18 protein-coding genes and 1 pseudogene are annotated in these 23,737 nt (G+C 38.8%); 10 read left to right on the top strand and 9 right to left on the bottom strand.

The window, feature by feature from the left end; translation table 11 throughout:
• Positions 1–808 precede the first annotated feature (808 nt).
• The 5 genes from BV375_RS35830 (at position 809) to BV375_RS07315 (ending at position 4,866) form a co-directional block, all read left to right on the top strand.
• Positions 809–952, top strand: a complete 144-nt coding sequence (locus tag BV375_RS35830) for a hypothetical protein (RefSeq protein ID WP_208099076.1) — start codon at positions 809–811, stop codon at positions 950–952.
• Between the two features lie 109 nt (positions 953–1,061).
• Entirely contained in the window at positions 1,062–1,706 is a 645-nt protein-coding gene (locus BV375_RS07330) for a nucleoside hydrolase (protein ID WP_086758816.1), read from the top strand.
• A gap of 234 nt (positions 1,707–1,940) precedes the next feature.
• Entirely contained in the window at positions 1,941–2,870 is a 930-nt protein-coding gene (locus BV375_RS07325; RefSeq protein ID WP_086758815.1) for a pentapeptide repeat-containing protein, read from the top strand.
• 15 nt (positions 2,871–2,885) lie between these two features.
• Positions 2,886–4,220, top strand: coding sequence for an AAA-like domain-containing protein (locus BV375_RS07320; protein WP_086758813.1), 1,335 nt, complete (start codon positions 2,886–2,888; stop codon positions 4,218–4,220).
• A 145-nt stretch (positions 4,221–4,365) separates the two neighbouring features.
• Positions 4,366–4,866: a DUF1648 domain-containing protein gene (locus BV375_RS07315; protein ID WP_086758811.1), complete on the top strand. Its 501-nt coding sequence runs from the start codon at positions 4,366–4,368 to the stop codon at positions 4,864–4,866.
• A 21-nt stretch (positions 4,867–4,887) separates the two neighbouring features.
• Here BV375_RS07315 and BV375_RS07310 read toward each other — a convergent pair whose 3' ends face one another.
• Both BV375_RS07310 and BV375_RS07305 read right to left on the bottom strand, forming a co-directional pair.
• Entirely contained in the window at positions 4,888–6,135 is a 1,248-nt protein-coding gene (locus tag BV375_RS07310) for an ATP-binding protein (protein ID WP_086758809.1), read from the bottom strand.
• Positions 6,136–6,332: 197 nt separating this feature from the next.
• A complete protein-coding gene (locus tag BV375_RS07305) occupies positions 6,333–7,535 on the bottom strand; it encodes an AAA family ATPase (protein ID WP_086758807.1) in 1,203 nt (400 codons plus the stop codon).
• 898 nt (positions 7,536–8,433) lie between these two features.
• Here BV375_RS07305 and BV375_RS07300 point away from each other — a divergent pair.
• Complete coding sequence (locus tag BV375_RS07300) at positions 8,434–8,889, top strand: response regulator (RefSeq protein ID WP_086758928.1); 456 nt, start codon at positions 8,434–8,436, stop codon at positions 8,887–8,889.
• Positions 8,890–9,082: 193 nt separating this feature from the next.
• Here BV375_RS07300 and BV375_RS07295 read toward each other — a convergent pair whose 3' ends face one another.
• The 5 genes and pseudogenes from BV375_RS07295 to BV375_RS07275 form a co-directional block, all read right to left on the bottom strand.
• Positions 9,083–10,213, bottom strand: a complete 1,131-nt coding sequence (locus BV375_RS07295) for a hybrid sensor histidine kinase/response regulator (RefSeq protein WP_086758805.1) — start codon at positions 10,211–10,213, stop codon at positions 9,083–9,085.
• A 48-nt stretch (positions 10,214–10,261) separates the two neighbouring features.
• Positions 10,262–11,620 carry an ATP-binding protein gene (locus BV375_RS07290; protein WP_086758803.1) on the bottom strand — a complete coding sequence of 453 codons (1,359 nt, stop codon included), beginning with the start codon at positions 11,618–11,620 and terminating at the stop codon, positions 10,262–10,264.
• A 191-nt stretch (positions 11,621–11,811) separates the two neighbouring features.
• Positions 11,812–12,234: pseudogene (locus BV375_RS07285) on the bottom strand (response regulator).
• A 310-nt stretch (positions 12,235–12,544) separates the two neighbouring features.
• The gene (locus tag BV375_RS07280; RefSeq protein ID WP_145954673.1) at positions 12,545–12,772 is read right to left on the bottom strand and encodes a hypothetical protein; all 228 of its coding nucleotides are present in this window, start codon (positions 12,770–12,772) and stop codon (positions 12,545–12,547) included.
• Positions 12,773–12,840: 68 nt separating this feature from the next.
• Positions 12,841–13,245, bottom strand: a complete 405-nt coding sequence (locus BV375_RS07275) for a PAS domain-containing protein (RefSeq protein ID WP_086758799.1) — start codon at positions 13,243–13,245, stop codon at positions 12,841–12,843.
• Positions 13,246–13,669: 424 nt separating this feature from the next.
• On the opposite strand from BV375_RS07275, the gene BV375_RS07270 reads away from it, so the two are divergent.
• Positions 13,670–14,389: a response regulator transcription factor gene (locus BV375_RS07270; protein WP_086691095.1), complete on the top strand. Its 720-nt coding sequence runs from the start codon at positions 13,670–13,672 to the stop codon at positions 14,387–14,389.
• Positions 14,390–14,556: 167 nt separating this feature from the next.
• On the opposite strand, the gene BV375_RS07265 is transcribed toward BV375_RS07270, so the two are convergent.
• Positions 14,557–15,921: a lipid-A-disaccharide synthase-related protein gene (locus BV375_RS07265; protein WP_086758797.1), complete on the bottom strand. Its 1,365-nt coding sequence runs from the start codon at positions 15,919–15,921 to the stop codon at positions 14,557–14,559.
• Positions 15,922–16,303: 382 nt separating this feature from the next.
• Here BV375_RS07265 and BV375_RS07260 point away from each other — a divergent pair, with 382 nt between their 5' ends.
• The 3 genes from BV375_RS07260 (at position 16,304) to BV375_RS07250 (ending at position 23,101) form a co-directional block, all read left to right on the top strand.
• Positions 16,304–18,520: an outer membrane protein assembly factor gene (locus BV375_RS07260; RefSeq protein WP_208099075.1), complete on the top strand. Its 2,217-nt coding sequence runs from the start codon at positions 16,304–16,306 to the stop codon at positions 18,518–18,520.
• Positions 18,521–18,750: 230 nt separating this feature from the next.
• Positions 18,751–20,358: a serine/threonine-protein kinase gene (locus BV375_RS07255; RefSeq protein WP_086758795.1), complete on the top strand. Its 1,608-nt coding sequence runs from the start codon at positions 18,751–18,753 to the stop codon at positions 20,356–20,358.
• A gap of 481 nt (positions 20,359–20,839) precedes the next feature.
• Positions 20,840–23,101, top strand: a complete 2,262-nt coding sequence (locus BV375_RS07250) for an EAL domain-containing protein (RefSeq protein WP_086758793.1) — start codon at positions 20,840–20,842, stop codon at positions 23,099–23,101.
• A 102-nt stretch (positions 23,102–23,203) separates the two neighbouring features.
• On the opposite strand, the gene BV375_RS07245 is transcribed toward BV375_RS07250, so the two are convergent.
• A complete protein-coding gene (locus tag BV375_RS07245; RefSeq protein WP_086758791.1) occupies positions 23,204–23,683 on the bottom strand; it encodes a hypothetical protein in 480 nt (159 codons plus the stop codon).
• Positions 23,684–23,737: the final 54 nt, after the last annotated feature.

Below are 23,737 nucleotides of genomic sequence, written 5' to 3'. Positions count from 1 at the left end.
GTGGGCGCTTGTTTAGGGCGTTTCTGACTCGTGAGCAAGAGTGAGACAGCCAGAGTTTAGGGGAGGGGAAGCACTACGTTCACTCGCTAGAGTTACAAACCTTCAAGAACCCGCAGCTAGCACATGTATTTCCCCAACGCAGCCCGATCACAGCGAAATGGTATTACATTGATTGATTGACGAAATACAGCAAATATGCGTCTACCGTAACAACTAACATATATCACGCTCAACATATCAACTTTATATATTGTTCAGCAAAGATGAGTTCAAGATAATTACTAGAGCATTTTGGTATTTTTAATTAGTCATTAATAACAATTAAATACATTCGTCTTGATAATATTTTGGATTGCAATTTGAGTAAGTACACAATTTAAGTGTAAAAATCGAGCATAAATACAGAAGATTTTACTTCTGAATTCTGGCTCTTGAATTCTACTGAGTGGATATTGTGCTTCTAGTAAATGAAGCTCCTGAGCATGAATTAGAGTGCGATCGCACTCTAAGGTAAATCCTTGCTCAACACAAAACTACTTTGACTTGAATTACTTGATTTAGGAATTTCAGTATGCAAAAAAAAATTAACTGTCATATCAAAAGCTTTAGTACTAAATCTTCAAATTCGTTGAAATACATATTAAAGTTTAGGTTTACATCTAAACGTGTAGGCTTGATGAGGTATACACACAGCAGTAATAAACACAACATTTTTGCAGGAGTTTTGGATAGTAAACCTACCTTGTTGGAACAATTGCAAATATATTGTGTTGGCTTTGATATCAAAAAATTGAAAAAATAATAAATTATGGTGAATACTTCTCAATTAAATAGTTTAAATCAGTCAACTCCAAACTGGCGATCGCAATCTGGCTATCTCAGCGCAGGTCACTCTGATTTTGAATCGGTACATATTTTATTGGGCCGCTTTTTATGCGATCGCCATTGTTGAACCTTGGAAACATGTTGGTCACAATCCTTTAGGTGATACGAAGATACTTACAGATTTTAAAACCAAAAAATAGAATATTTAACTTAGTCAAATTTTTCATTAACTAATTATGCTGCACTATCGTTTTCCAGACACTACAGTTGGTTCCAGTAATAATATAAAAACCCAACTGAATATACCCAAAATTATTCTTGATAGTGATTTTGGAGGAGATGATTTCTTAAGCTTTTTGTGGCTCCTGAGCTTGGTGAAACAGGGACTTGCCGAACTTATTGCTGTCACTGCTGCGGATGTTAATGTCACCGCAAGCCGCAAGTTTTCGGTTGCTACTAAGATTTTAAGATTATTTGGGTTTCAAAATATTGAGGTGGGTCAGAGTGTTGCTGCGGCAAGAAAAGCTGTGGAAGATAATGCTCACATTAATGAAGTAAATAGAGTAGAGCATTTATCGTATACATTGCCTTATACGGCTGCTTTCTGTGAGGAGTCGCCTTACTCTGATGAGATTATCATCAGTAAGTTAAATGCGGCTCCAGGAGAAATTACGTTGGTAGCGATTGGTCCTTTAATTAACCTTGCTGCTGCCGAAACGAAACATCCTGGTATCCTCAAAAAAGCTAAAGAACTTTTCGTTTTAGCAGAAGCTTTTCAGTGCCTAAAAAATCCAAGCGTTCACACTAATAGCAATTGTTGGTTTAATCCGGAAACCTCTCAGATTGTCTTTGATAGCCGTGATGATATTATGCTTCTGTAGAAGAAATATAGCAAGTTTAGATATCGAAAGCATTAGCAATGGCAGCGATCGCTGCGATGACCTCAAATTGTAGTACGGTAATAGAGGCGATCGCTTCAGTAGCAAGTTTTATCAATAATTAGTCTCAACTCCAGCCTTGAGATGCATCTACAGGCGACAAACTTCTAGATAAATAAACACTAGATTTAGGTTTTATAAATGATGATTAAGTCAATTTATTTTATATCAAGGTGCATGAAAACAATGGATGCAGATGAAATTATCCAATGTTATGCGAAAAAACAGCGAAATTTTCAAAGCCTGGATCTTAGTCGAGTGAATTTGGCAGGAGTTGACCTAAGTGATGCTGATTTTAGTCATGCAAATCTCAATAGCGCAGATTTGAGTCAGGCAAATTTAAGCGGCGCAAACTTCATTTGGGCAGATCTTAACCGCTCAAAGTTAAGTCAGGCAAAATTAAGCCAGGCTTTGCTGTCATATAGCAGTTTTTGTTGGGCTGATTTACAGGAAACTAATTTAAGCGGCGCTAATTTGAGCAATGCACGTCTAAATCATGCTAATCTAGCATCTGCTTGCCTCAGAAATGCTAACTTAACAGAAGCTTCTTTAGAGTTTGCTTGTATCACACAAGCAAATTTGGAAAGAGCTAATTTATTCAAAGCCAGTTTGACAGGTGCCAATCTAACAGGTGCCAGTCTCAATGATGCCAATCTCAGCCGAACTAATTGGGAGGGTGCAATCTTGAGCAATAGTTTATTGCGACGAGTCGATCTAGAAGAAAGCAAGCTCAACGAAACAATTTTGAAAAGAGTTGACTTAACCCAAGCCGATTTAGTTAAGGCTGATTTGCGTTACGCAGATTTGACAGAAGCAATCTTAAGCAAAGTTGCCCTAGAATTAGCAATTATGAATTACGCTGACTTGAGCCGTGCTAATTTAGAACTAGCTTCCTTATTTCAAGCCAATCTAGAGGGAGCAATCCTTCATAATACAAGTTTAGTTACAACAGATTTAAGACACGCTAACTTCAGAAATGCCCAATTTCAAGAGGTAGATTTCTCTGGTTCTCGTGTCAAAGGCGCAGATTTTACCGATGCTCAAGGGTTAACGAATGAGCAAAAAAACTGGCTGAGAGCGAATGGTGCATTAAACATTTCTACATAGTAAATTGCGATATTAATGAGAAACATTGAAGAAATTATTGAATTCGCAATTAATTTAGTTTCTGACAAAACAGGTCAGTCATTCAGCTATATTCATAAGGTAATTCTACGCGAATCGCTACTAGAAACCAAAAAGACTTACGCTCAAATTGCTCAAGAAAATAATTATTCAGAAAACTATATCAAATTTTGTATTGCCCCAAGGGTGTGGCAATTGCTCTCAACTGTAGTTAACGAAAAAGTTAACAAAACTAATTGTCGGGCGCTGTTAGAACAATACATTAAACAATCAACCGCATTAAAGAATCTAATTGAACTACAAAATCATGATAATTTGACTGTCCTAGAATCTCCAGAAGGACAAGTTCCTCTAGCTTCTGCTTTATATATTGAGCGTCCTCCAATTGAAGAAACTTGTTATCGAGAAATTCTGCAAGCTAGTTCACTTATTTGCATCAAAGCACCTCGCAGGATGGGAAAAACATCCTTGATTGCACGAATTCTAGATTATGGAACTCAACAGAATTACCGCACAGTTCGCCTCAGTTTAAATCTCGCTGGAACGGCTGTTCTTACATCTATCGATCGCTTTTTGCGCTGGTTCTGTACTAATGTGACTCAGCAGTTAGGTTTAGAATCTCATCTAAATGAGTACTGGGATGAAGATATGGGAGCTTTAATCAACAGTACTATTTATTTTCAGGCATATTTGCTGCCAAAAATAGATCGTCCCGTTGTTTTAGCATTAGATAGCGTCAGTCAACTATTTGAATATCCCCATCTCGCTCGAGATTTTCTGGCTCTACTTCGTTCTTGGTATGAGGAAAGCAAAGATATTTCAGTCTGGCAAAAATTGAGGATGATTATCTCTCACTCTACGGAAATTTATATTCCTCTCCCCTCAAATCGCTCTCCTTTCAATGTAGGATTGACAGTAGAATTGCCGCCTTTCAATCGAGAACAGGTAAAAGATTTAGCTCAGCGTCACGAACTGCAAATTAACGCGGCTGAATTAGATCAGTTAATGATTCTTACAGAAGGTTTTCCTTACCTGGTAAGGCTAGCAATGTACCAGAGTGTGCGTTCTCAAACTGCTCTGAATGCATTACTAAAAGATGCAACAACAGATACTGGCATCTATAGCCAACATCTTCAATATCAGTTATGGCACCTCCAGCAAGATCCAAAACTAATAGAGTCTTTTCAACAGGTACTACTTGCACCAACTAAGTTAGATATTGAAGTAGCATCCAAGCTCAAAAGTTTAGGATTGGTGCAGATTGTCAATAATCAGGCAACGGTTAGCTGTGGATTGTACCAAAAGTTCTTTAGTATCCATGTGCTGAATTAATTCAGCCGCTTTGCAGGCAAGAAGAACATTCAATTTTTTTGATAATAGAATAATATAGCTATATTAAATCTCTGTAACAAGCCGAATAAGTTACTCCCAGCCAAGGCTAAATTAGAAACAAAATCAGCCGAAATCAGGAGTTATCATGAGTCATCAAAGACCTGTTTTTCTAATTCCTCAATCTCAGCAAGCACGAATGCTTAATTGGATTGCGCTTGCAGGACTAGTTGCATTGTTTGGTATTGCCATTCATGGATGGTTTGCATTACCAGAAAGTATACCTATCCATTTTGGAATTGATGGCAAAGCCGACGGCTGGGGTACTAAAAATTTTCTCTGGCTGTTGCCAATTGTAGGGTTAATAATTTATGGGATGCTGACATTTATCAACCGCTACCCCCATACCTTTAATTATGCAGTGCGAATTACCGAAGAAAATGCACTGCGGCAATATCAAATTGCCTGCTCAATGCTCAATTGGTTGAAAACTGAAATAATTTTGCTGTTTGCTTACATTGAATGGCAAATGTTTAACCTAGCAACTATAGAAAACCCTAGCTTAGGAATATGGTTCCTTCCTGTTTACTTAATTGTTATCTTTGGGACGAGCGCATATTGGTTGAGTCAATCGTTTCTGGCTCGTTAATCAAGGATACGCTCGGGTATTTTAGTTTTTGGCGGTTTCTAGCTCTTTTGTATCTTCACTCATAGCAGTTGTGCTATTCATTTGTTCTCGCAAAACTGCAATTTGAGAAACCATAATTGCTTCTATCGTACTAGTTGTCATTGCTCCCATCCAACGAATCATTGATGATAGAAATAGCTCTTTGAGATAGGCAAAAGAAAAGCCATCTGTCATCACAACTATCTGGCTAACAGTCTCTGGTGACATACGCATGGCAGCTTTTAGCTGCTCGTTCCACAGTGTGATGTAAGCTTGTCGTACCGAGTTATCTGGCAACTCAAAATGATACTTGCGATCAAAGCGGCTGGGGCGATCGCGAATAGCTGGATCTAAACGTTCGGGATGATTAGTACTAGCAATAGTGACAATCCCCTCATTAGCAGCGAAGCCATCCAGTTCATTAAGAAAGAAAGAACGATTTTCATCAGTCAATAGAGAATCTAAATCCTCTAGCACCAAAATACATGGAGCAGACTGTCTTGCCTGTTTGAATACTTTCCGAATATTTTCGCTATCAGTATCATATTCCGACTGGAAACTTTTAACATACAAGCAAGGCTGTTGCATTTGATTAATTAATGCTTTGACTGTATGAGTTTTGCCATTTCCTGGCGAACCGATGAATAAAATACCTCTTTTCCAAGGAACACCGTAAGCTGCATATACTTCTTGAGAAACAAAGAAGTTTGTCAGGTCATCTTTAATATCTTGTTTAAGATTGCCATGCAAAATTAGATTATCAAAGGTGGCATTTTTAATAGATTGAAAAAGCTCAGAATTTTTTGCCCAATAACCATCTTCAAAAACTAAAACCTCATCACGAATTTCCGAATTCCATTCACAAACGGCAATAAAAAACTTTTCGGCTAATTCTTGACTATCAGCCAGAATCCAGTAATATCTGGTTTTACAATAGCCTTCCTGCCAACTCATTAAAAGGATATCAAGTTTCTGTCCTTGCCATTGCACCTCAAATTCAGCATTTTCGGTATATTTATACAGATGATTTTCCATCCCATCCCAGCCAGTCAGAATCTGGTTGTGATTTGAGGAATTATATTGAATCTGGCAAAGGTTAGCCTCAGCATACTTCTCTAAATTAAATGTAGAGTCGTTCCCTTCTAAAAGTACTTTCTTAGGGTAAAGCGCTGCTAATTCTTGACTTATATGATAGGCGATCGCGTTATTAGGCAGACTAAGCGCTGCTGTAATCAGTTGTTGGATTCTCATCCTGATTTAGCTACTTTATTAACTATGTTATAAGGAACTACATAACACCCGTTATAAATTTCGGAATGGCAAATGAAAATTGATGTTTACTCGACCAGATAAAATATTAGGGTGTGTATTGCTAATTTTGTCAAAATATAAATATTCAGGTGAGTATTGCCCACCCCACATATTAATTTTTTTTGTAAAGAATTAGTTTAGACATATTTTTGAGTAAATTCATAAATCAAATCTACTCTTCCTTTACGTAACATGGCTGGATCTAGTCTTTCGGTAGTATTACAAGTCATCAATACAACTAAACGCTGCTTCATTTGCAGCCCAGACTCGTCAATTATACTTTGGTACAAAGTTCCATCTAACAAACTGAGAATGTGTTCCGTTTTATTATTATATTGCGCTACTTCGTAAGCACGATTTTGGGCTAAGTTATCAGCTTCATTAATAATGATGCAAATTTGTTCTAAATAAGTTGGAGGTACAAAGTTAGCGATCGCATCATGATCTAAGATGAAAATTACATAGCCTAAAGGTACTAAGATTTCTTTTGCTATAGCTTGTGTCCATGCAGTTTTACCTGTACCTGGCTCTCCATGTACAACAACCGCTAACTGATGTTGATTGAGAATTGCTTGCTGGACTGTGTCTGTAAAGCTTTGAATATCTGCTGGGAACGTCCGAATGGGAAATTGGCTATGAACCTTGCCTACACGACTTTGATAACCACTTAACATCACCGCTAAATCATAAGTTGCTTTGTTAATCAGCGGTGCCATATTTCTCGACATCAAAGTATATTGTCGTCGTCCGCGATCGTAGGGATCAATTTGCAACCAAATATCGTATTTAGACCAGTATGCGTAAACAGTATTAATGACATCTATACGTTCCCAATTGATAAATTTATCGACAGGAAAATAAAAATCTCGTTCAGAATAATATTGAGTAATAATGTCAGGACGTTCTAATAGCTTCAAAACTCGCAATACAGTAATTTCTTGCAATCGATTCAGCACATAATCAATAGGAATACTATTGCGGCTGACAAATTGCATGATCGGCGTTTCTGTACTTAAAACTTCCTTGTAGCGATTATCTGGCGTCAGGGGTTCTGGGGTGATGAAATTCCAATATTTTTGCAGTTCACCCCGGGTATAATCTGAAGCTACATTTAATAAATTCGCCCACCAGCTATAATCTCTTCTACCTAAAGCATCGGCATAATAACTTGCTAGATTAATACTTTTTTGGGTTAACTCTTGGGTATCATGAAATACAATTTGCCAGAAAAAGCCCCAATCAAAGTCGCGTTGGAATGGCCGCCAACCACTACTCAGCAAATTTTGACGGTTGTTATTTCCAGAATTACCTTCGTTATTTCTAAAATCATCAAAAACCATATTTTTATGAGTATAGCGGTAGTTGAGTTATTTGATACTGACGTAATATATTTTAAAAAGTTTTTTTTGTAATATCATCTAGCCGTCCAGCAGTTGCTAGCGCAATTAAGACAATTCTATGTAATCCTTTAAGCAACGGCGTTTTCGCAGAGTAAGCAGAAAGAAATCAGTTAATTTAACAAGCTTTTCAACCTTTTTCAACTGCATAATTATTTCTACTATCCTGCACTGGACTACATATATCTACATATAACTTGTTGCGATGATTTAAATTGTCAAAAATATTTACAGGACTATCTGTGATTAAAGTTTGGGATTCATCTCTATCTAATTGAGAGGGAGATTAAGAACGCATCTAAATTTTTATTAATTGGTATTCATTTGTAGTACATTATAATACAAAAATTCTAGATATGTCAAGTTGTGACAAGTAGTAGGCTGCACAAATGTATGTATGCTGATTGCGCTGTCTATTGATAAAGATCTGAAAATAAGCTGTTGCGCATCTCAGTTACATTATTAGGGCAAGATACTCGAAACCACTTGCTAACCTGCGAGACAGAACTAAAATAACTTACTAATTGCCGTTTTCTAAGTTTGTGTATATTTAATTACCAAAATACTAAAGAAACCCGAAGCTTATAAGCAAGTTAAAATCTATATAGTTTTTTAGCAATTGAAAGTCAGGCTCGGGCAAATATAAAAATATTCTTTAGTTTTGCTTATAATATTGAAAGTACTGTTATAGATGCAATCTAGGTTTCTTAGCCTCAGTGACTGTTTCATTAGTAAAATTTTTCAACTAGAAGCAAGCAAAACAAAATTGAATGCTGAATTAATAGGCTTGTTGTTATTTACTAAAGATAATAAATCTCATATTGTATGCCCAGGAGAAGAAATGTATTTAACACCTTCATTCATGAGTGATGAAAAGAAGTACAACACTCAAAAGCCTTTAATTTTGGCGGTAGAAGATCATGGTGATAATCTGGTGTTAATTAGTTATGCTCTAGATTCTTTTGGCTGTAGATTCATTTGTCAAACAGACAGTGCCAATACGTTAGTAGTCGCAAAAGAATACCAGCCAGATTTGATTATATTAGATATTTTGTTGCCAAGTCTGAGCGGTATCGAGGTGGTACGTTATTTGAAGCAAGAACCAATCACTTGCGAAATTCCCGTAGTTGCAGTCACAGCTTTAGCGAGCAAAGAGGATCAAGAACGCATTCTAAAGGCTGGTTTTGATGCCTATCTAAGCAAACCCTATATGATTGAGGAGTTAGAAACCATCATCCGCCGTTTACTCTGTGGTAAGCTTAACTCTCAATCAGTTTTTGAGTTATGTAGAGAGTAATTCTCTCTTGATCGATTTAATAAGTTGTTGCAAATTTAATTTACATATTATTTTTCAACAAAAATAGCATACAGTAAGCAATGCATACCATGTGCTACGTTTATGTCAAAAAATTTCATAGGTATTCTATAGAAAATTTATTGATTTTAAGTAGCCCTAGATAATCAGGAATTTATTACAAATTTTGAATTGCTTAGGCAGTGTTTTTTGGTAATCGGACTTTAAATATACTGCCTTTACCTAATACAGAGGTTACCTCAATATTTCCGCCATGTGCTTCTACAATTCGGCGCGATAAATGTAGTCCCAAACCACTACCTGAGCGTTTATTTCTACCTTGGCGAAATCGCTCAAAAATACTTGCTTGGTCTTCAGGAGCAATGCCATACCCTGTGTCTTCAATCTCAATAGTAAGATAACTTTGATTTCCCGCCTCGGCTAATTGTTCCGAAAAGCGAATTTCTATACTGCCTGTATCTGTAAACTTAATAGCGTTGCCAACTAAATTGCTCAAAACTCTTCGTAATTCCAGGCTATCACCCATAACTACACCAGATGTTTCTCCTATTGGCTCTAACTCATGGGTGTCTAATTTTAGAGTTAAATTTTTCTCCATAGCTAGAGGAGTGAGTTCGCTGACTACTTCTTGAGCTATCTCTATTAGATTGCTACTCTCCCAGTTTAAGGTCTTTTTACCAGCCTCGAAGCGAGACACTTCTAAGAGAGTATTTACCATTTGTGTCAAATTTTGGTTACTGCGAATCATCACGCTAATTGCCTGTTTCATTTCCGGCGAAATTTTACAGAAGGTGTCTTCCATAAACAAATTGAGCATCCGATCGGCAGCTACTAGAGGAGTTCGCAAATCATGAGTCAGACGAGAAACAAAGTCTTCTCTTTGACGCGCCATCTTTCTTTGCTCGTCAAGACTGTGCTTCAAGCGCAAGAGCGATCGCACTCTTGCTAATAGTTCGTCAGTATCAAATGGTTTACGGATAAAGTCGTCTGCACCAGCATCCAGACCTTCAACAACGCTAGATTCATGAAAGGCAGTGATCAACAGAATTGGAATATAGCTTTTTTTGTCCGGATTATTACGAATGCGACGTGTAACTTCATAACCATCAATTCCTGGCATCATCACATCTAACAAAATTAGATCGGGTGGAGATTGTTCGATTTTTTGCAAAGCTGCTATTCCATCTGCTACTAAGTCAATCTTATAGCCCTCACTTTCTAAAATTGTTTGCACCAAAATAAGATTGTCTACAGTATCATCAACGACAAGAATACGATCAATCGGAGAATTTTCTACAACAGACATGATTTATATCAACTTAACTATTTACAATTAATTTTAATTTTATAATTTTTAATTAGGAGAAGTCATCGATACTTTATTAGATTGAGTATGAGATGAATGCTGGTTTTGGTTGTGTTGAAAATGAGATGGGTGGGGATTTTGAGCCGAACAAATAATATAATCACTATCAAATTTTAATACTGTACCATCAACTGCTGTATTAGATACTGTTATTTGACGTGGCAATTCAATCCTAAACATTGAACCAACCCCCAATTGACTTTTGAGAATGATTTTACCTCCCATCATTCTGACTAAAGAATCTACAATCGCCAAACCCAAACCTGTACCAGGATATTTACGAGTAATACTTTGATCGACTTGGCGAAAAGCTTCAAAAATTATTTTGAAGTCCCGAGAAGCTATGCCAATACCCGTATCTCGCACGGTAATTGCCAGCTGATTTTGGATATTTTCAGTTACCTCAACCCAAATATTACCAGACTCTGTAAATTTAATAGCGTTGGAAAGTAAGTTAACTAAAATTTGTTGTACACGACTTGAGTCATTAAAAACTAAAGGATTTTGTAAGTTTACGTCAACTAACAAGGACAGCTTTTTTGATTCAGCTAAGGAACGGATTTCAGCGACGGTAACCTCAATTATCTTTGGTAAATCAAATAATTCTGGCTTTAACTCGAAACGTCCTGCTTCCAACTTAGAAAAGTCTAGCACTTCATTTAATAGCATCAGCAAATGTTTCCCATTGTTGAGGATACGTTCTACCATATCTGTTTGCTGATGGGTAAGCTGACCAAATTTATGACGTAGCAAAATCTGAGAAAAGCCAATTATGGCATTCATCGGAGTTCGCAGTTCATGAGATATAGTTGCTAAAAACTGCGATTTTAGCCGCGATGCCTCTAATAATCTTAAATTTTGTAGGTGAATTTGTTGCCTTTGTCTTTCTAGTTCTTGGTTCTTACGAGTTAGTTGCTCATTAGTTTCTTTTAGCTGTTGGTGTGCTAAAGCTGCTTGCATTTCAGCTCGATGTAGCCGAATCGCATTCCGCAAAACCTGTGTTAGTGTTTCTGAGGATACCCTGGCTTTGGATAAATAATCTGTAGCGCCAGCTTTCATCAGCTCGACAGCGATGTTTTCATCTCCTTGACCAGTGAGTACTACTATAGGAACTTTAATTTCCAAAGAGCGTAACTTTTGGATCAAGGTCAAGCCATCCTGATCTGGTAAGTGATAGTCGAGAAAAATGCAGTCATAGGTAGTATTTCTGATGGTAGAGAGCGCATCATTGCAGACGCTTACTTCTGACAGTTCTATTGGTACGCCTGCTTTAGTTAAGGCCCGTCGCACTGTCATGCGGTCTACTTCATCGTTGTCTACAACCAAAATTCTCAGCGTCTCTTCCATCGGCTTTTATGTTCGCTGTCAAATACAGGATGACCTTTAGCATTACCGTTTTCAAACTTTTAAGCTAAATAATTTTAGATTTAAGATTGGGTAATGCTCACTATTTATTTATCATTAGCATTACTGTAAATTCCCAACCTCCAATCAAAAAACCGGGTGTCTATAACCTCGGTATTGGTTGACTAAAGCATTTAGCACAGTATCCAATACCTGTTGAGAGTTGCCATCATTTCTACAAACTTTGAGAAAGTGATAGGCTTGAGGAGCTAGCCAGTAACATTTAAGCTGGAGGCTTTTACTCGGTCTTGCTCTTGGTTTGATCTCGTCATTACGACCACAGGAGTTTTTGTTAATATCGGGTTAGAACATAATTCTTGAAGAAATTCGATCCTGCCCATTTTCGGTATATTTAAATCCAGTAAAACCAAGCGCTGTTCTAGAGAAACATCTGGAGGCTGAGGGCTATTGCCATGAAGCGTACTGAGCGCTTCTACTCCATAACTTTTCAAATAAACTGAGTTGGTAATATTAACTCTCATGAATGCCTTTTTGACATTTATGACATCAATTTCATCGTCCTCCACTAGTAGTATGTTAATCACTATCTCCGACATTTTCCCGATGCAAACTTATGCTGTTTTCTACACAATTGGGTTAACTTAGTTGTATATAGGCATTAAATACCTTACACAGCAGAGCCAGCTAGCGTATTCAGACCTAGAGATTATCGAAAATCCCAATCCAAAATCAATTCACCAAAGCTCTGTCATCATTAGCAATTAACAAAACTGGAGGTTATTGACCCTCCAAAGCAGACGTAGCCGATACAGAGTAAAATAAAATACTTGCATCAAGCTTCAACCCAATTCTAAATGAGCAGATGAGACCCTGTCGTCAGTCATTGGTGTGAGTTGCACACTAACATTATGTACCATAAGCTTGAGCAACTTTACTCATCAGATTGCTTGGACTGGGTAAAGCGGAAAGTGCTACCTTGATTAATGAAGGATTCTTTAAGTAATCAGATCTCCTAGTGTTTTGACAATTTTCTTGACGATCGCCAAACCAATTGCCGTGCTTTTTTTGCGATCGCGAGATTGATTCTAGAGTTTGGAACCTGTAAGTTCCTCGTCCCTGCTGTTGCAAGAACAATTCAGCGTGTTGATGTTTTTATATTTCTTCTATGTGGCGATTTCCGGCTTCTAGCTGAGTTGCTGAAGCTATTTGGCCTCAGTCAGATCCCGACCTTTTAGGACTAGTAGCACAATTCGCCCACTGCGATTTTTAATCGGGCGGATGGTGAAATCAAGGGTCGCTACTGTATTACCTGTTCCTAGGATATCAACTTGATTAGCTACGAATTCTCCACTAGCAGCAGTAGCGATCGCCTCCCGTATTTTAGTTGGGGTTGCTTTGGAAATCTTCCACCAACTAGCTTCCCACAATGGTAAACCTACAACATCGTTGCTAGTGAGACCACCAAAATCTAACGCTGTCTGATTGATGTCAATCAGAACACCATCTATCTCCATTAAGGCAATGAATTCAAAAGTTTGATTAAATATAGCTCGTAAGGGGCGCTCAATTTCTTCGATGACAGCTTTAGTTTGTTGAAAATTTTCCATTTATTTTAGAGTTTTGATATAAGAAATATAGTATAGCGTTACTATATGATTTATGAACTTAGTTGTAGAGGCAGGCAAAAGGGAAAAAGCATAATATTGCTTGAGTTTCAAGAATAGGCCATTTTTTATTGAATCAAACCAGATTACTTTACTAAATGCTTATGAGTTATCACTCGCTGGCTAAAGACAAAAGCATAGGACAAGCAGAATTTTGTCTCAATATTTCAATTTTTCTCGTAAAATATCTATACATCTCCGGCTAGATTTTTACATCTATCTAGGACTAAAAATAGCAAATTTATTATTTCTATCGGTGGATGCAGTCTAGTGTAAATATCATCTATCTTTGGTTTGGGAAAAACAAATAAATACCTTAGATAAGTTAGGATTTTCCAAACTGGAGTCGAAAAACGTGAGCGTTGCAATGAGTGAAATTAGCATTATTCTAATAGAAGATCACGATCTCACCCGTATGGGGCTACGAGCTGCACTCCAGTCTCAGAGTGGACTGAAAGTGATAGGTGAAGCAGCAAATGCCACCCAAGGATTAAAACTTTTAGAAACCGCGAAGCCAGACGTAGCTGTTGTTGATATTGGCTTGCCGGATATGGATGGGATTGAACTTACGCGCAAATTTAAACGCCAGCAAGCCGAAACCGGGCAAGCAACCAAGATTCTCATCCTGACAATGGATCATACAGAGGATGCAGTACTGGCTGCATTTGCGGCTGGGGCAGACTCTTATTACATGAAAGAAACCAGCATCAGTAGATTAACAGAGGCGATCCAAGCGACTTATACTGGTAACTCTTGGATTGATCCTGCGATCGCCAACGTAGTATTGCGGAAAATGCGCCAAGGTTTGCCTGGGGAAGCTCCTACAAGCGATAAACCAAAGACTGTAAAAATAGAGGCATTAGCATCAGAGTACGAGCAAGTTTTGGAAACTTATCCCCTAACTCAACGCGAATTAGAAATCCTAGAATTGATTGTCGCTGGGTGTAGCAATGGTCAAATTGCCGAAAAACTCTACATTACAGTTGGTACAGTCAAAACCCACGTTCGCAACATCCTCAATAAACTCTGCGCTGATGACCGTACCCAAGCTGCGGTTCGTGCTTTACGTTCTGGTTTAGTCGGGTAATACCTATCGAAAATTTGGGATAAACAGTCTTGATTAATTTGATATGAAGTAAAAGACTGCTAAAGATGAGGCTGGCAAATTTTGCTGCTCATTTTTCCAGGAAAGAGATTTTTTAATTAATCAGAAAAATCCCACTGCTAATAGCAGTGGGGGTGGTAAAAGTAGATTTAACCCAATCGCGACTGCAAACAGTCAGCAATCCGTTGTGCTGCACCTGGTTTACCCATCCGCAGTACACCGTTGTCTGCAATTAACTGCAAAGTGTCAGGATTATTGAACAGAGATTGCACTACTTTGGCAACTTGGCCTGGTTGGTCTACTAAAATCAAGGATGGGCCTAAAAGACGACTTTGAGCTTCAGCAAAAGCAGGATTGTATTGAGGGCCAGAACCGGGAATGGCGATCGCAGGCTTGCCTAAACCGACAAATTGTTCTGTTGCTGTTCCTGCCATTGCGATCGCAAAATCTGCCAAATGTAAGCAGTCGTTATAGGCATTTTGAGTCAGCAATAAGTAATCATTTTTTTGCTTGAATGTCAATACCTTGGGATCGGCAATTGCGATAGGGGACTCAGTATGAGGACGCCAGCCTTGGGTTGTGAGAGTTTGGGATAAAGTGTTACAGTCCAAACCAGGAGCGATCGCCCCCAAAAACACCACTGTGCCAGAAGTGTGAAATACTGAATCTCGTTCCCGAAAACTGGCAAGCAATGCAGACACAGCAACCATAATGTTTTCCCAGTTATTGTAAGCCTCCGGCGCGCGGGAACCAGGAAGCAGAGTCACAATTAGAGGACGAGTAATTTCTTGCTGTTGCACATCCGTAGTATAAAACCGTGCGGTGGGAAACGACGGTTCCAAGCCATCCATCATCGGATTCCCTAAATCAAAAGCTGGTACTTGCAACTTTTGTAACATCTCTGTCGTTAGCGAATCTCTAGGGAACACCGCCCGACAACGGCGACGACTCATCAACCACCTTTCCCAAGGATGATAAATCGAACCAGAAAAATTTTCCCACTTTGCACCTTTAGTTTTGCGTGGCAATAACCCAACTTCATCGCGTACATAATATTCTGATTTCGCTGTTCCTACAAAAGCATAGTTGGCACCACTAAAAGTTGCAAATAATAACGGTACTATATCTCCTACAGCTAGGATAGCTCTCTTATTACCTAATTTTTTTTGATTACTAACCCAACGACGTACAGCTTTAATTTGGCTTAAAGTAAGTTGCAATAAACCACCGCGTACATCTTTTACCAATTGGCGTCCATCCATATAAATAAAACCACCAGAAGGCATATTACGCACTGAACCAACTACAGGGATATCTAACTGTTGGTAAGCGTGTCCTTCACCCACCAGAGGCAAAGCAAAAATATCTGGTGGGTTTGATTGTTGTAATAGTTTCTGCAAAATCCGGACTGCAATTATATCCTCACCATGACCATTACTTAAAACGAGTAATTGCAAACGAGAAGCAGGAGATTGTCGGTGAGAAACTACAGATAACGGAGATACATCACTCATATAGGAATCCTAATTGATTTGTTAATTTACTCGTACAGCTAGGGAACAGGGAACAGAGAAAGAAAGGAGGAAAATGGGTAGATTGATGTTTTTGATATCAAACCACAGATGAACACAGATAAACACCGATATTTATCTGTGTTCATCCGTGTTTATCTGTGGTTCCTTTTTGTTTGATGCGGATTTTCCAAAAAATCTATTATCTTCAAAACCCAAAGGAGATTGCTGTAAGAAACAAAAAATCATAATTAAATGTCTGTGTAGATAAAGAGGTAAGAATGGGGATAACATTCGCTTAAGCAGCTGGAAGTTAGTATTATCCCCGTTGACGAACCTCGCTACAAATAATTACCAGTTAATTAGGCTATATAGGCTAAATATTATGCGAGTTTCTTCTGCTGCAATTTTTACTTTAGCGACATTGGCGGCTAATAATGCCACTCAGCAAGCAATGGCTACACCTACCACAAATGCCATTCAACCTGAAAAAGCAAGTAAATTGGTAGTTCCGGTAATTGAAGACTCGCCAGCACGCTTAGAAGCAGTTTCAGCGCCGGAAACCGTAATTTCTCAACAATTTTCGCAAAGTCCTGTGGTTGTGGAAAGAAGTGTTAATCACAATTCTTCAGTATTGTTAACGCCAAAGAAGGAAGCAGGGGAGCAGGCTAGCAGAGGGGACAAGGAGGACAAGAAGAATTTACAAGTTGTACTTCCTACTGCGCCGTTAATCCCACAATCCTCTTCTCCTGCTTCTGTTTTTCTGGAAAAGGGAACACAGGGGAATTCTAAAGTTACGCTCCCTAAAACTCAAGCTCAAAAAGTAACTCCATCTGCTAGTACTCCAGCTGCTCCTGCTACTATTGACAATAATTTAGTTGTCACAGCTACAGATGTGCAAATATTGGGAGCAAGTGACGAATTACAGCAGATAATTCGGAAGGTAATTAAAACCCAAAAAGGGGGGAATACCAGTCAAAGTCAGTTACAAACAGATGTGGCAGCAATTTTGGATACAGGTTTATTTACCAGTGCTAATGTAAATAGCCGCATTACTCCTACTGGGTTGAATGTAGTGTATCAGGTACAACCAGTAGTAGTGCGATCGCTGCAACTTTCTGGTGCTAAGGTGCTTACCTATCAAGTGGCTCAAGCACCGTTCCAATCTCAAATCGGCACTGTCATCAGTCCCTCGGCGCTCCAGCAAGCAGTACAACAAATTAATAAGTGGTATACCGATAATGGTTATAACCTGGCTAGGGTGCTATCAATTAAACCCAGCCGCGACGGAATTCTTAGCATCAATGTAGCAGAAGGCTTGGTGGGGGATATCAAGTTTCGCTTTATCAACGACGATGGCAAAACCGTCGATAGCAAAGGTAATCCAGTGGCGGGACGTACCAAACCTGATTTTATTCGCCAACAACTCAAGCTCAAGCCTGGTCAAGTCTTTCAAGAAAATACTGTCCGCCAAGATGTTCAACAGCTATATCGCACTGGCTTATTTGAGACTGTAAATGTGGCTTTGGAAGGAGATGCGACAAAGGTAAATTTAGTCTACGAACTTAAAGAAGCTGGGGCCCGTGCGGTGAATGTAGGAGGTAGTTACAACGCTGACCAAGGTGTTTTAGGCACATTAACTTATCAAGATCAGAATGTTGGCGGTGTTAACAATACTCTAGGTTTGAATGTGGGAGTCGGCTTGCGTGACTTTCAGTTTGATACCAAATTTAACAGTCCCTATCGGGAAACTAACCCCGATCGCCTAGGATATACGATTAATGCCTTTCGCCGCCGGGAACTGTCGCTAACATTTGATGACGAAATTCCTCTAGCAAATGGGGATAGAGCCAGAGAAGGTAGGATTGGTGGTAGTGTTAGCTTTCAAAGACCAATAGACGATTGGGATACATCCTTGGGATTTAATTACAATCGCATCAGTATTCGCGATCGCCAAGGTAAGGTTACCCCAACTGACGCCCAAGGAAATCCTCTGAGCGCGAGTGGTACTGGTATTGATGACCTAACTACAGTATCTTTTACCGCCAGCCAAGACCGACGGAATAACCCCATCAATCCTACTCAAGGTTCGCTTCTCAGGCTAAGTACAGAACAATCAGTTCCTATTGGTCAAGGTAATATTTCCATGAATCGCTTGCAAGCGAATTTTAGCCAATATGTGCCAGTACAGTTATTTAGCAGCAAACAACCACAAGTATTTGCCTTAAATCTCCAAGCTGGTACAGTGCTGGGGAATTTACCACCTTATGAAGCCTTTAACTTGGGTGGTTCTAATTCTGTGCGCGGTTACAATACTGGGGAAGTTGGCAATGGTCGCAGTTATGTTTTGGCTTCCGCAGAATACCGCTTTCCTATAGTGTCAGTGGTAGGAGGTGTACTCTTTGCTGACTATGCTTCAGATTTAGGTTCTGGTAGTACTGTCTTAGGAGATCCAGCAGGCGCGCGGGGTAAACCAGGTAACGGTTTTGGTTATGGCGCAGGAGTACGCTTCGACTCACCCATAGGCTTAATCCGGGCTGACTATGGTATTAACGATCAAGGAGAAAGCCGAGTGCATTTCGGCATCGGTCAGCGTTTTTAGAAAAAGTGTGCAGGATAAAGTATGAAGTATGAAGTCAGGATTAGCTCCTTAACACTTCATACTTCATCATTTCATTTGTCAATGTATTATTAAAAAGACAAAACTGTTGCGATAATAGGGAGGTTTTTCCCACTGAGGGAGGAAGCGATTTCTTCGGAAATACCTTAAAACTCAGGACTCAGTACTTATCTGCTCACTCAGGACTCAGGACTCAGGACGCAAAAATCTTTATGTTAGCAGGTACAACTTTGCAGGGTGGAAAATATACCCTAAATCAAGAAATCGGGCGCGGTGGCTTTGGGATTACGTTCAAAGCTACGCATCACTATTTAGGTCAGGAAGTAGTGATTAAAACCATTAATGAACGGCTGCGACAACATCCTGATTTTGCCAAGTTCGAGCGCCAATTCCAAGATGAGGCCAGACGATTAGCTACTTGTATCCACCCAAATATTGTGCGGGTGAGCGACTTTTTTGTCGAAGCAGGGCTGCCTTACATGGTGATGGAGTATATACCTGGCGATACCTTGGGAGATGCATTTGTCTTACCAGGGATACCGTTACCAGAAGCAACCGCAATTCATTACATCCGACAAATTGCGGCAGCGTTGCAAGTAGTACATAACAACGGTTTGCTGCATCGGGATGTTAAACCAGATAATATCATCCTTCGCCAAGGAACTCAGGAAGTTGTACTGATTGATTTTGGGATCGCCCGAGAATTTAATGGCGGTGTAAGACAAACACACACAGGTATAGTTTCTGAGGGCTATTCGCCCATTGAACAGTATTTGACACAAGCGCCACGCACACCCGCCACAGATGTTTATGGCTTGGCAGCTACATTATATGCATTGTTGACGGCCCAAGTTCCCCTACCAGCACTACTGCGCGATCGCGAACAAATGCCAACTCCTCGCGAACTACAACCCCACCTCAGTGCTGCTGTCAATCAAGCAGTCATGCGTGGGATGGCGGTAGAGTCTCGCTTTCGTCCATCGACAGTTACCGAGTGGCTAAAACTGTTACCAGGTGATGGGGTAAATGTAGTACCGCAATCTGTACCAACTCACACAGTAGCAACTATCAATTTATCGGTCGCAGAACAGGAAAATTCTCTCAAAAGAACTGCCAAAAATCAAATTGATGCATCATCAGTCATCAAGAATGCGCGATCGCTTGCGCAAAAACTAGCGGCATCTAAGGTATTTCTTGGCACTAGTGTCGCTGTAGTTGCTGCTACAGCAGGTTTTGGCATCACTAGTATGCTCCCAAAATCTCCACCGCAACCCTCAAAACCGCTGTTTGCCCAACCGACAACAGAGCCAACCGCGGAAACACCTGTTGTTAACAGTACACCTTCAGATACAAATAAAGAAACTCAAGCCAGTTCTGAGTCTGAAACCACATCCGTTTCCACTTCCTCACGGCGCAGGCGCAATCGCCGTGTTTATCAAGAAGAATCTTCTAGCCCCAGTAAAGATTCTCAAGCAGAATCATCGTCACGTCAAAACCCTGAACAACCTTCACCTGCACCTAGCGCTTCTCCTTCATCATCTCTAGTGGAAAAATTACGAGCAATTAGATCATCTCGTAATGCTACTCCTTCACCAGCATCAGAAAATAACTCATCTTCTACTCCTAAAAATCCTGCTCCACCAAAATCAGAGAAACAGTCAAACCCTGTAGTAATACCAGCAGCACCAGTAGAAACTAAAGGAGCCGCTCCTCCTGCTGTAGTAGTACCAACCCAAGATGTAAAACAAAATTCAGGCACAGAGAATCAATCTCAGAAAGGTGAAAAACTACCAGAACAAACGCCAGAAGCCAATAATTAGCTAATTGCCGATAATTTTTGGAGATAAGGCAGTTACCCTACATCTGGTTTGGGGTAAGATTCAATTCGGGAAAAGTTTGGAAAATAATACGTAGACGCGAAGAGGCTAAGGACAATTTCAAGATGCGATCGCATCTTGACAACAAGCAATCAAGTTTGACCCACAAAATGTCATTGCTTGTAATTATCTACAAATGATCAAGCTAACAGCACATAATGATTACGCTTAATCCTAATTGATCAGAGAATACTTTAAAAGTTGAATCAGAGTAAAAGAAGCAAGGAATATTTGTTTCTCTTTTATTGCTATTTATTAAGATTATCATTTTTATAAAAAATAAAAGATGTAATTGCTTGTGTCTGTCATGAATGCTTCATGGCTCACCGAAATTACACTTATATGTCAAAATAATTTTGAGTAACAGTACCTTTTTAAGTAATGTTACTCCTCCAGTCGTGCAAATACCGATATTAGTTTGACAATGACTAAGAAAATAGCACTGCTAATTGGCGTAAGTGAGTATGAGCCTGGGTTACATCTTCTTCCTGCTGCTGTCAAAGATGTAAAAGCTATGCAACGAGTGTTGCAAAATCCCAAAATTGGTGGGTTTGATGAGGTAAAAATCCTTACTAACCCTGATACTCACACCATGCATCTAGAAATAGAAACCTTCTTCTCTGGTCGTAATAAAGAAGATATACTACTTTTGTACTTTTCTGGGCACGGAATTAAGGATGATAACGGTAGATTTTATTTTGCTACCAGAATTACCCAGAAAAATTTAAACAATCAACTAATTAAATCAACCGCTGTTGTAGCAAGTTTTGTTCATGACCAGATGAATAACAGTCGTTCTAAGCGTCAAGTAATTATTCTAGACTGTTGCTTTAGTGGAGCATTTGATCCCTCATTAATATCAAAGGATGATGGTTCTGTAGATTTGCAAGGTCAACTAGGTGCAGAAGGGCGAGTTGTTCTTGCATCTTCTAGCTCAACGCAATATTCTTTTGAAGAACAAGGCGCAGATGTTTCAGTTTACACTAATTACTTAGTAGAGGGATTAGACACCGGAGCAGGAGATTTAGACCAAGATGGTAAGATTGCGGCACGCGAGTTACATAAATATGCTTGCGATCGGCTTGAAGAAAAATCTTTAAGCATGAAACCCAAAATTATTGTTTTGAAAGATGAAGGCTTTGATATTGTTATTGCTCAAACAAATCATATGGTAACAAAACAAAAGCTTGAAGTTATTAAAAACGATAACTTTGGAGAAATCAAGCTAGGAAGAGCAAAACCATCAGGAGACATATATAAACTAGAAGCACCGACATTTCAGCTACGCAACTTTCTCGAACCTTACGAAAACTTCATCAGAAATTTAATTCAACAATTTACCAATTTAGTAAATGAAAATTTAAATATTAACTCGGAAATTACTCATCAGATTTTAAATATAATTAGACAAACTTCTGAAGCCGATTTTGTATTTATCCTGGGAATTGATAATCAAGATAATTGGTATGTAAAGTCCAATAGCAATCTTCCTAAAAGTATAGATAATAGCTTTTATTTTAATACTTTTAATTCACATATTTTACCTACTGTTTCATTAGTAGCAATTTTTAACCCTGCTTATCATGGTATTTATAGATTACATGAAGATAAAAATGGTATTAAAAAAGCTTTTGTGCTCATACCTTTAAAAGGGCTACCACAAGCTGAAGTGATAGTAGTTTGTGGTATACCTCAAGATTCTTATCTTTTAGGAGATGTATACGGACGAATTTTATCAAGTTTTTATCATGCTTCTCATAAATTATCATTTAACGCTGCACTAGTAGAAGCTGCTATTATTGATGATTTAAAGAAAGATTTTGGATTTGTTGCTGCACATTTGTATGAACGGAGATTTCAATTATTTTGCGAGCGTCTGCAAAAAATGATTGTTTATTTTGAACCTGTTCTGCATTTGGATGCTGACGAATTATTTATTAGCAGTTGGGAAGCTTTAGCCAGAGATCCTGAAACTTTAACTGCGCCTGTAGATTTATTTCAAGCTGCGGAGATGTGGGGGCCAAGGTTTACGATTGAACTCGATCAGTACTTTCTTAGAACTGCCACTGCAAGCTATCAAGAAGCTAGAAAAAGATCAAAACAAAATAGATCTGAAGATATAACACCACTATCAGTTAACGTTTACCCAGAATCTTTGATCAGAACTGCTTATTTTGAAACAGTTCGTCAGGTCTTGAAAGATAAAGCTATTACATCCAGAAATCTTATATTGGAAATCTCAGAGAAAACCGAATTACCGCAGTTTAATAATGGTAGCCGCTTAAAATCTCCTTTAACATTTTTTAAAAGTAAATTGCTGGAATATGTTAAGCAATTACAAATTAGATTTGCAATTGATGACTTTGGTGTTGGCTATGCTTCAGTTTCTCGTTTGGCAGGATTGAATCCATCTCATGTAAAAATTGATCGTAACATTTTATATCATCAACCTTGTGACATTATTATTCGCTTTGTTCATGAATTAGCTGGAGCAAATAATCTTAATCCATCTAATGTAATTGTGGAAGGTATAGATGAAACTACGCCAATTAGCTTACATCGTCTAAAAGAAATTGGTGTTAATTATATTCAAGGGCATATTGTAGGCAAACCCAGTCCTGAGATTTATCGTTTAAGCAAAGAGAAGTATGATGATTTAAAAAAACTTATTTTAGAAAGACCCTAGGTGAAGGTTTTGATTTAATAAAATACCTCGATAAATTGGCAAGTTTAAGTCGGGGTATGAGTACAATATATGTCACTACTACTTTATTTTGCCCAATTCTGCCTAAAAATTCTGAGGTGGCAATGGTTTTCCTTGACTATTAGGAACGTTGACCACCTTTAAAGTTTTGCTAATTGCAATAACATCATTTTCTAAACGCAAAGCTTTACCGTTACCAGGACAAGTAATATCTGGTGATTGCTGACCACCTAAACTTACGGTAGTAGTCGTACCAAAAGAAGTGGATTTGACGCAATTTGGCTTGACTGACAAATTTGATAATGGTTCAGCAAGTTTGAGATCGCGGAAAAATCTTTTCGTTAGTTTTTCTGGCAATTTAGCTTGACCAGAACCTTTTCCATATACATAATTAACTTCTCCTGAGGGCGAGACATAAATGCGATAACCAACAGTGTTGGTGGAACCACTGTTGAGGATAACTCCTACATTATTAGGCACAAGTGCCATTGTTGATTGCGAAGCACAAATCAAAAATGTTACACCTGCTAACCCTAGTAAGCTTTTAGAAATAAGTTGATTCACTCAGAGGGTGACAACCTACCTATAAAGGTTGCTGCATAAGGGATAGGGCATAGA

Source organism: Nostoc sp. 106C, assembly GCF_002154725.1.
In the GTDB taxonomy this organism is placed as follows: domain Bacteria; phylum Cyanobacteriota; class Cyanobacteriia; order Cyanobacteriales; family Nostocaceae; genus Aulosira.
Note: the sequence above shows the minus strand (reverse complement) of the source record. Positions and strands in the feature narration are given on the sequence as shown.

Bases quoted from the DNA above. Each gene is read 5' to 3' on its own strand.
- BV375_RS35830 (WP_208099076.1), top strand. From the start codon at position 809: ATGGTGAATACTTCTCAATTAAATAGTTTAAATCAGTCAACTCCAAAC.
- BV375_RS07265 (WP_086758797.1), bottom strand. From the start codon at position 15,921: ATGAGTGATGTATCTCCGTTATCTGTAGTTTCTCACCGACAATCTCCT.
- BV375_RS07295 (WP_086758805.1), bottom strand. From the start codon at position 10,213: ATGTCTGTTGTAGAAAATTCTCCGATTGATCGTATTCTTGTCGTTGAT.
- BV375_RS07305 (WP_086758807.1), bottom strand. From the start codon at position 7,535: ATGGTTTTTGATGATTTTAGAAATAACGAAGGTAATTCTGGAAATAAC.
- BV375_RS07330 (WP_086758816.1), top strand. From the start codon at position 1,062: ATGCTGCACTATCGTTTTCCAGACACTACAGTTGGTTCCAGTAATAAT.
- BV375_RS07275 (WP_086758799.1), bottom strand. From the start codon at position 13,245: ATGGAAAATTTTCAACAAACTAAAGCTGTCATCGAAGAAATTGAGCGC.
- BV375_RS07270 (WP_086691095.1), top strand. From the start codon at position 13,670: ATGAGTGAAATTAGCATTATTCTAATAGAAGATCACGATCTCACCCGT.
- BV375_RS07250 (WP_086758793.1), top strand. From the start codon at position 20,840: ATGACTAAGAAAATAGCACTGCTAATTGGCGTAAGTGAGTATGAGCCT.
- BV375_RS07315 (WP_086758811.1), top strand. From the start codon at position 4,366: ATGAGTCATCAAAGACCTGTTTTTCTAATTCCTCAATCTCAGCAAGCA.
- BV375_RS07290 (WP_086758803.1), bottom strand. From the start codon at position 11,620: ATGGAAGAGACGCTGAGAATTTTGGTTGTAGACAACGATGAAGTAGAC.
- BV375_RS07260 (WP_208099075.1), top strand. From the start codon at position 16,304: ATGCGAGTTTCTTCTGCTGCAATTTTTACTTTAGCGACATTGGCGGCT.
- BV375_RS07255 (WP_086758795.1), top strand. From the start codon at position 18,751: ATGTTAGCAGGTACAACTTTGCAGGGTGGAAAATATACCCTAAATCAA.
- BV375_RS07320 (WP_086758813.1), top strand. From the start codon at position 2,886: ATGAGAAACATTGAAGAAATTATTGAATTCGCAATTAATTTAGTTTCT.
- BV375_RS07310 (WP_086758809.1), bottom strand. From the start codon at position 6,135: ATGAGAATCCAACAACTGATTACAGCAGCGCTTAGTCTGCCTAATAAC.
- BV375_RS07300 (WP_086758928.1), top strand. From the start codon at position 8,434: ATGTATTTAACACCTTCATTCATGAGTGATGAAAAGAAGTACAACACT.
- BV375_RS07325 (WP_086758815.1), top strand. From the start codon at position 1,941: ATGAAAACAATGGATGCAGATGAAATTATCCAATGTTATGCGAAAAAA.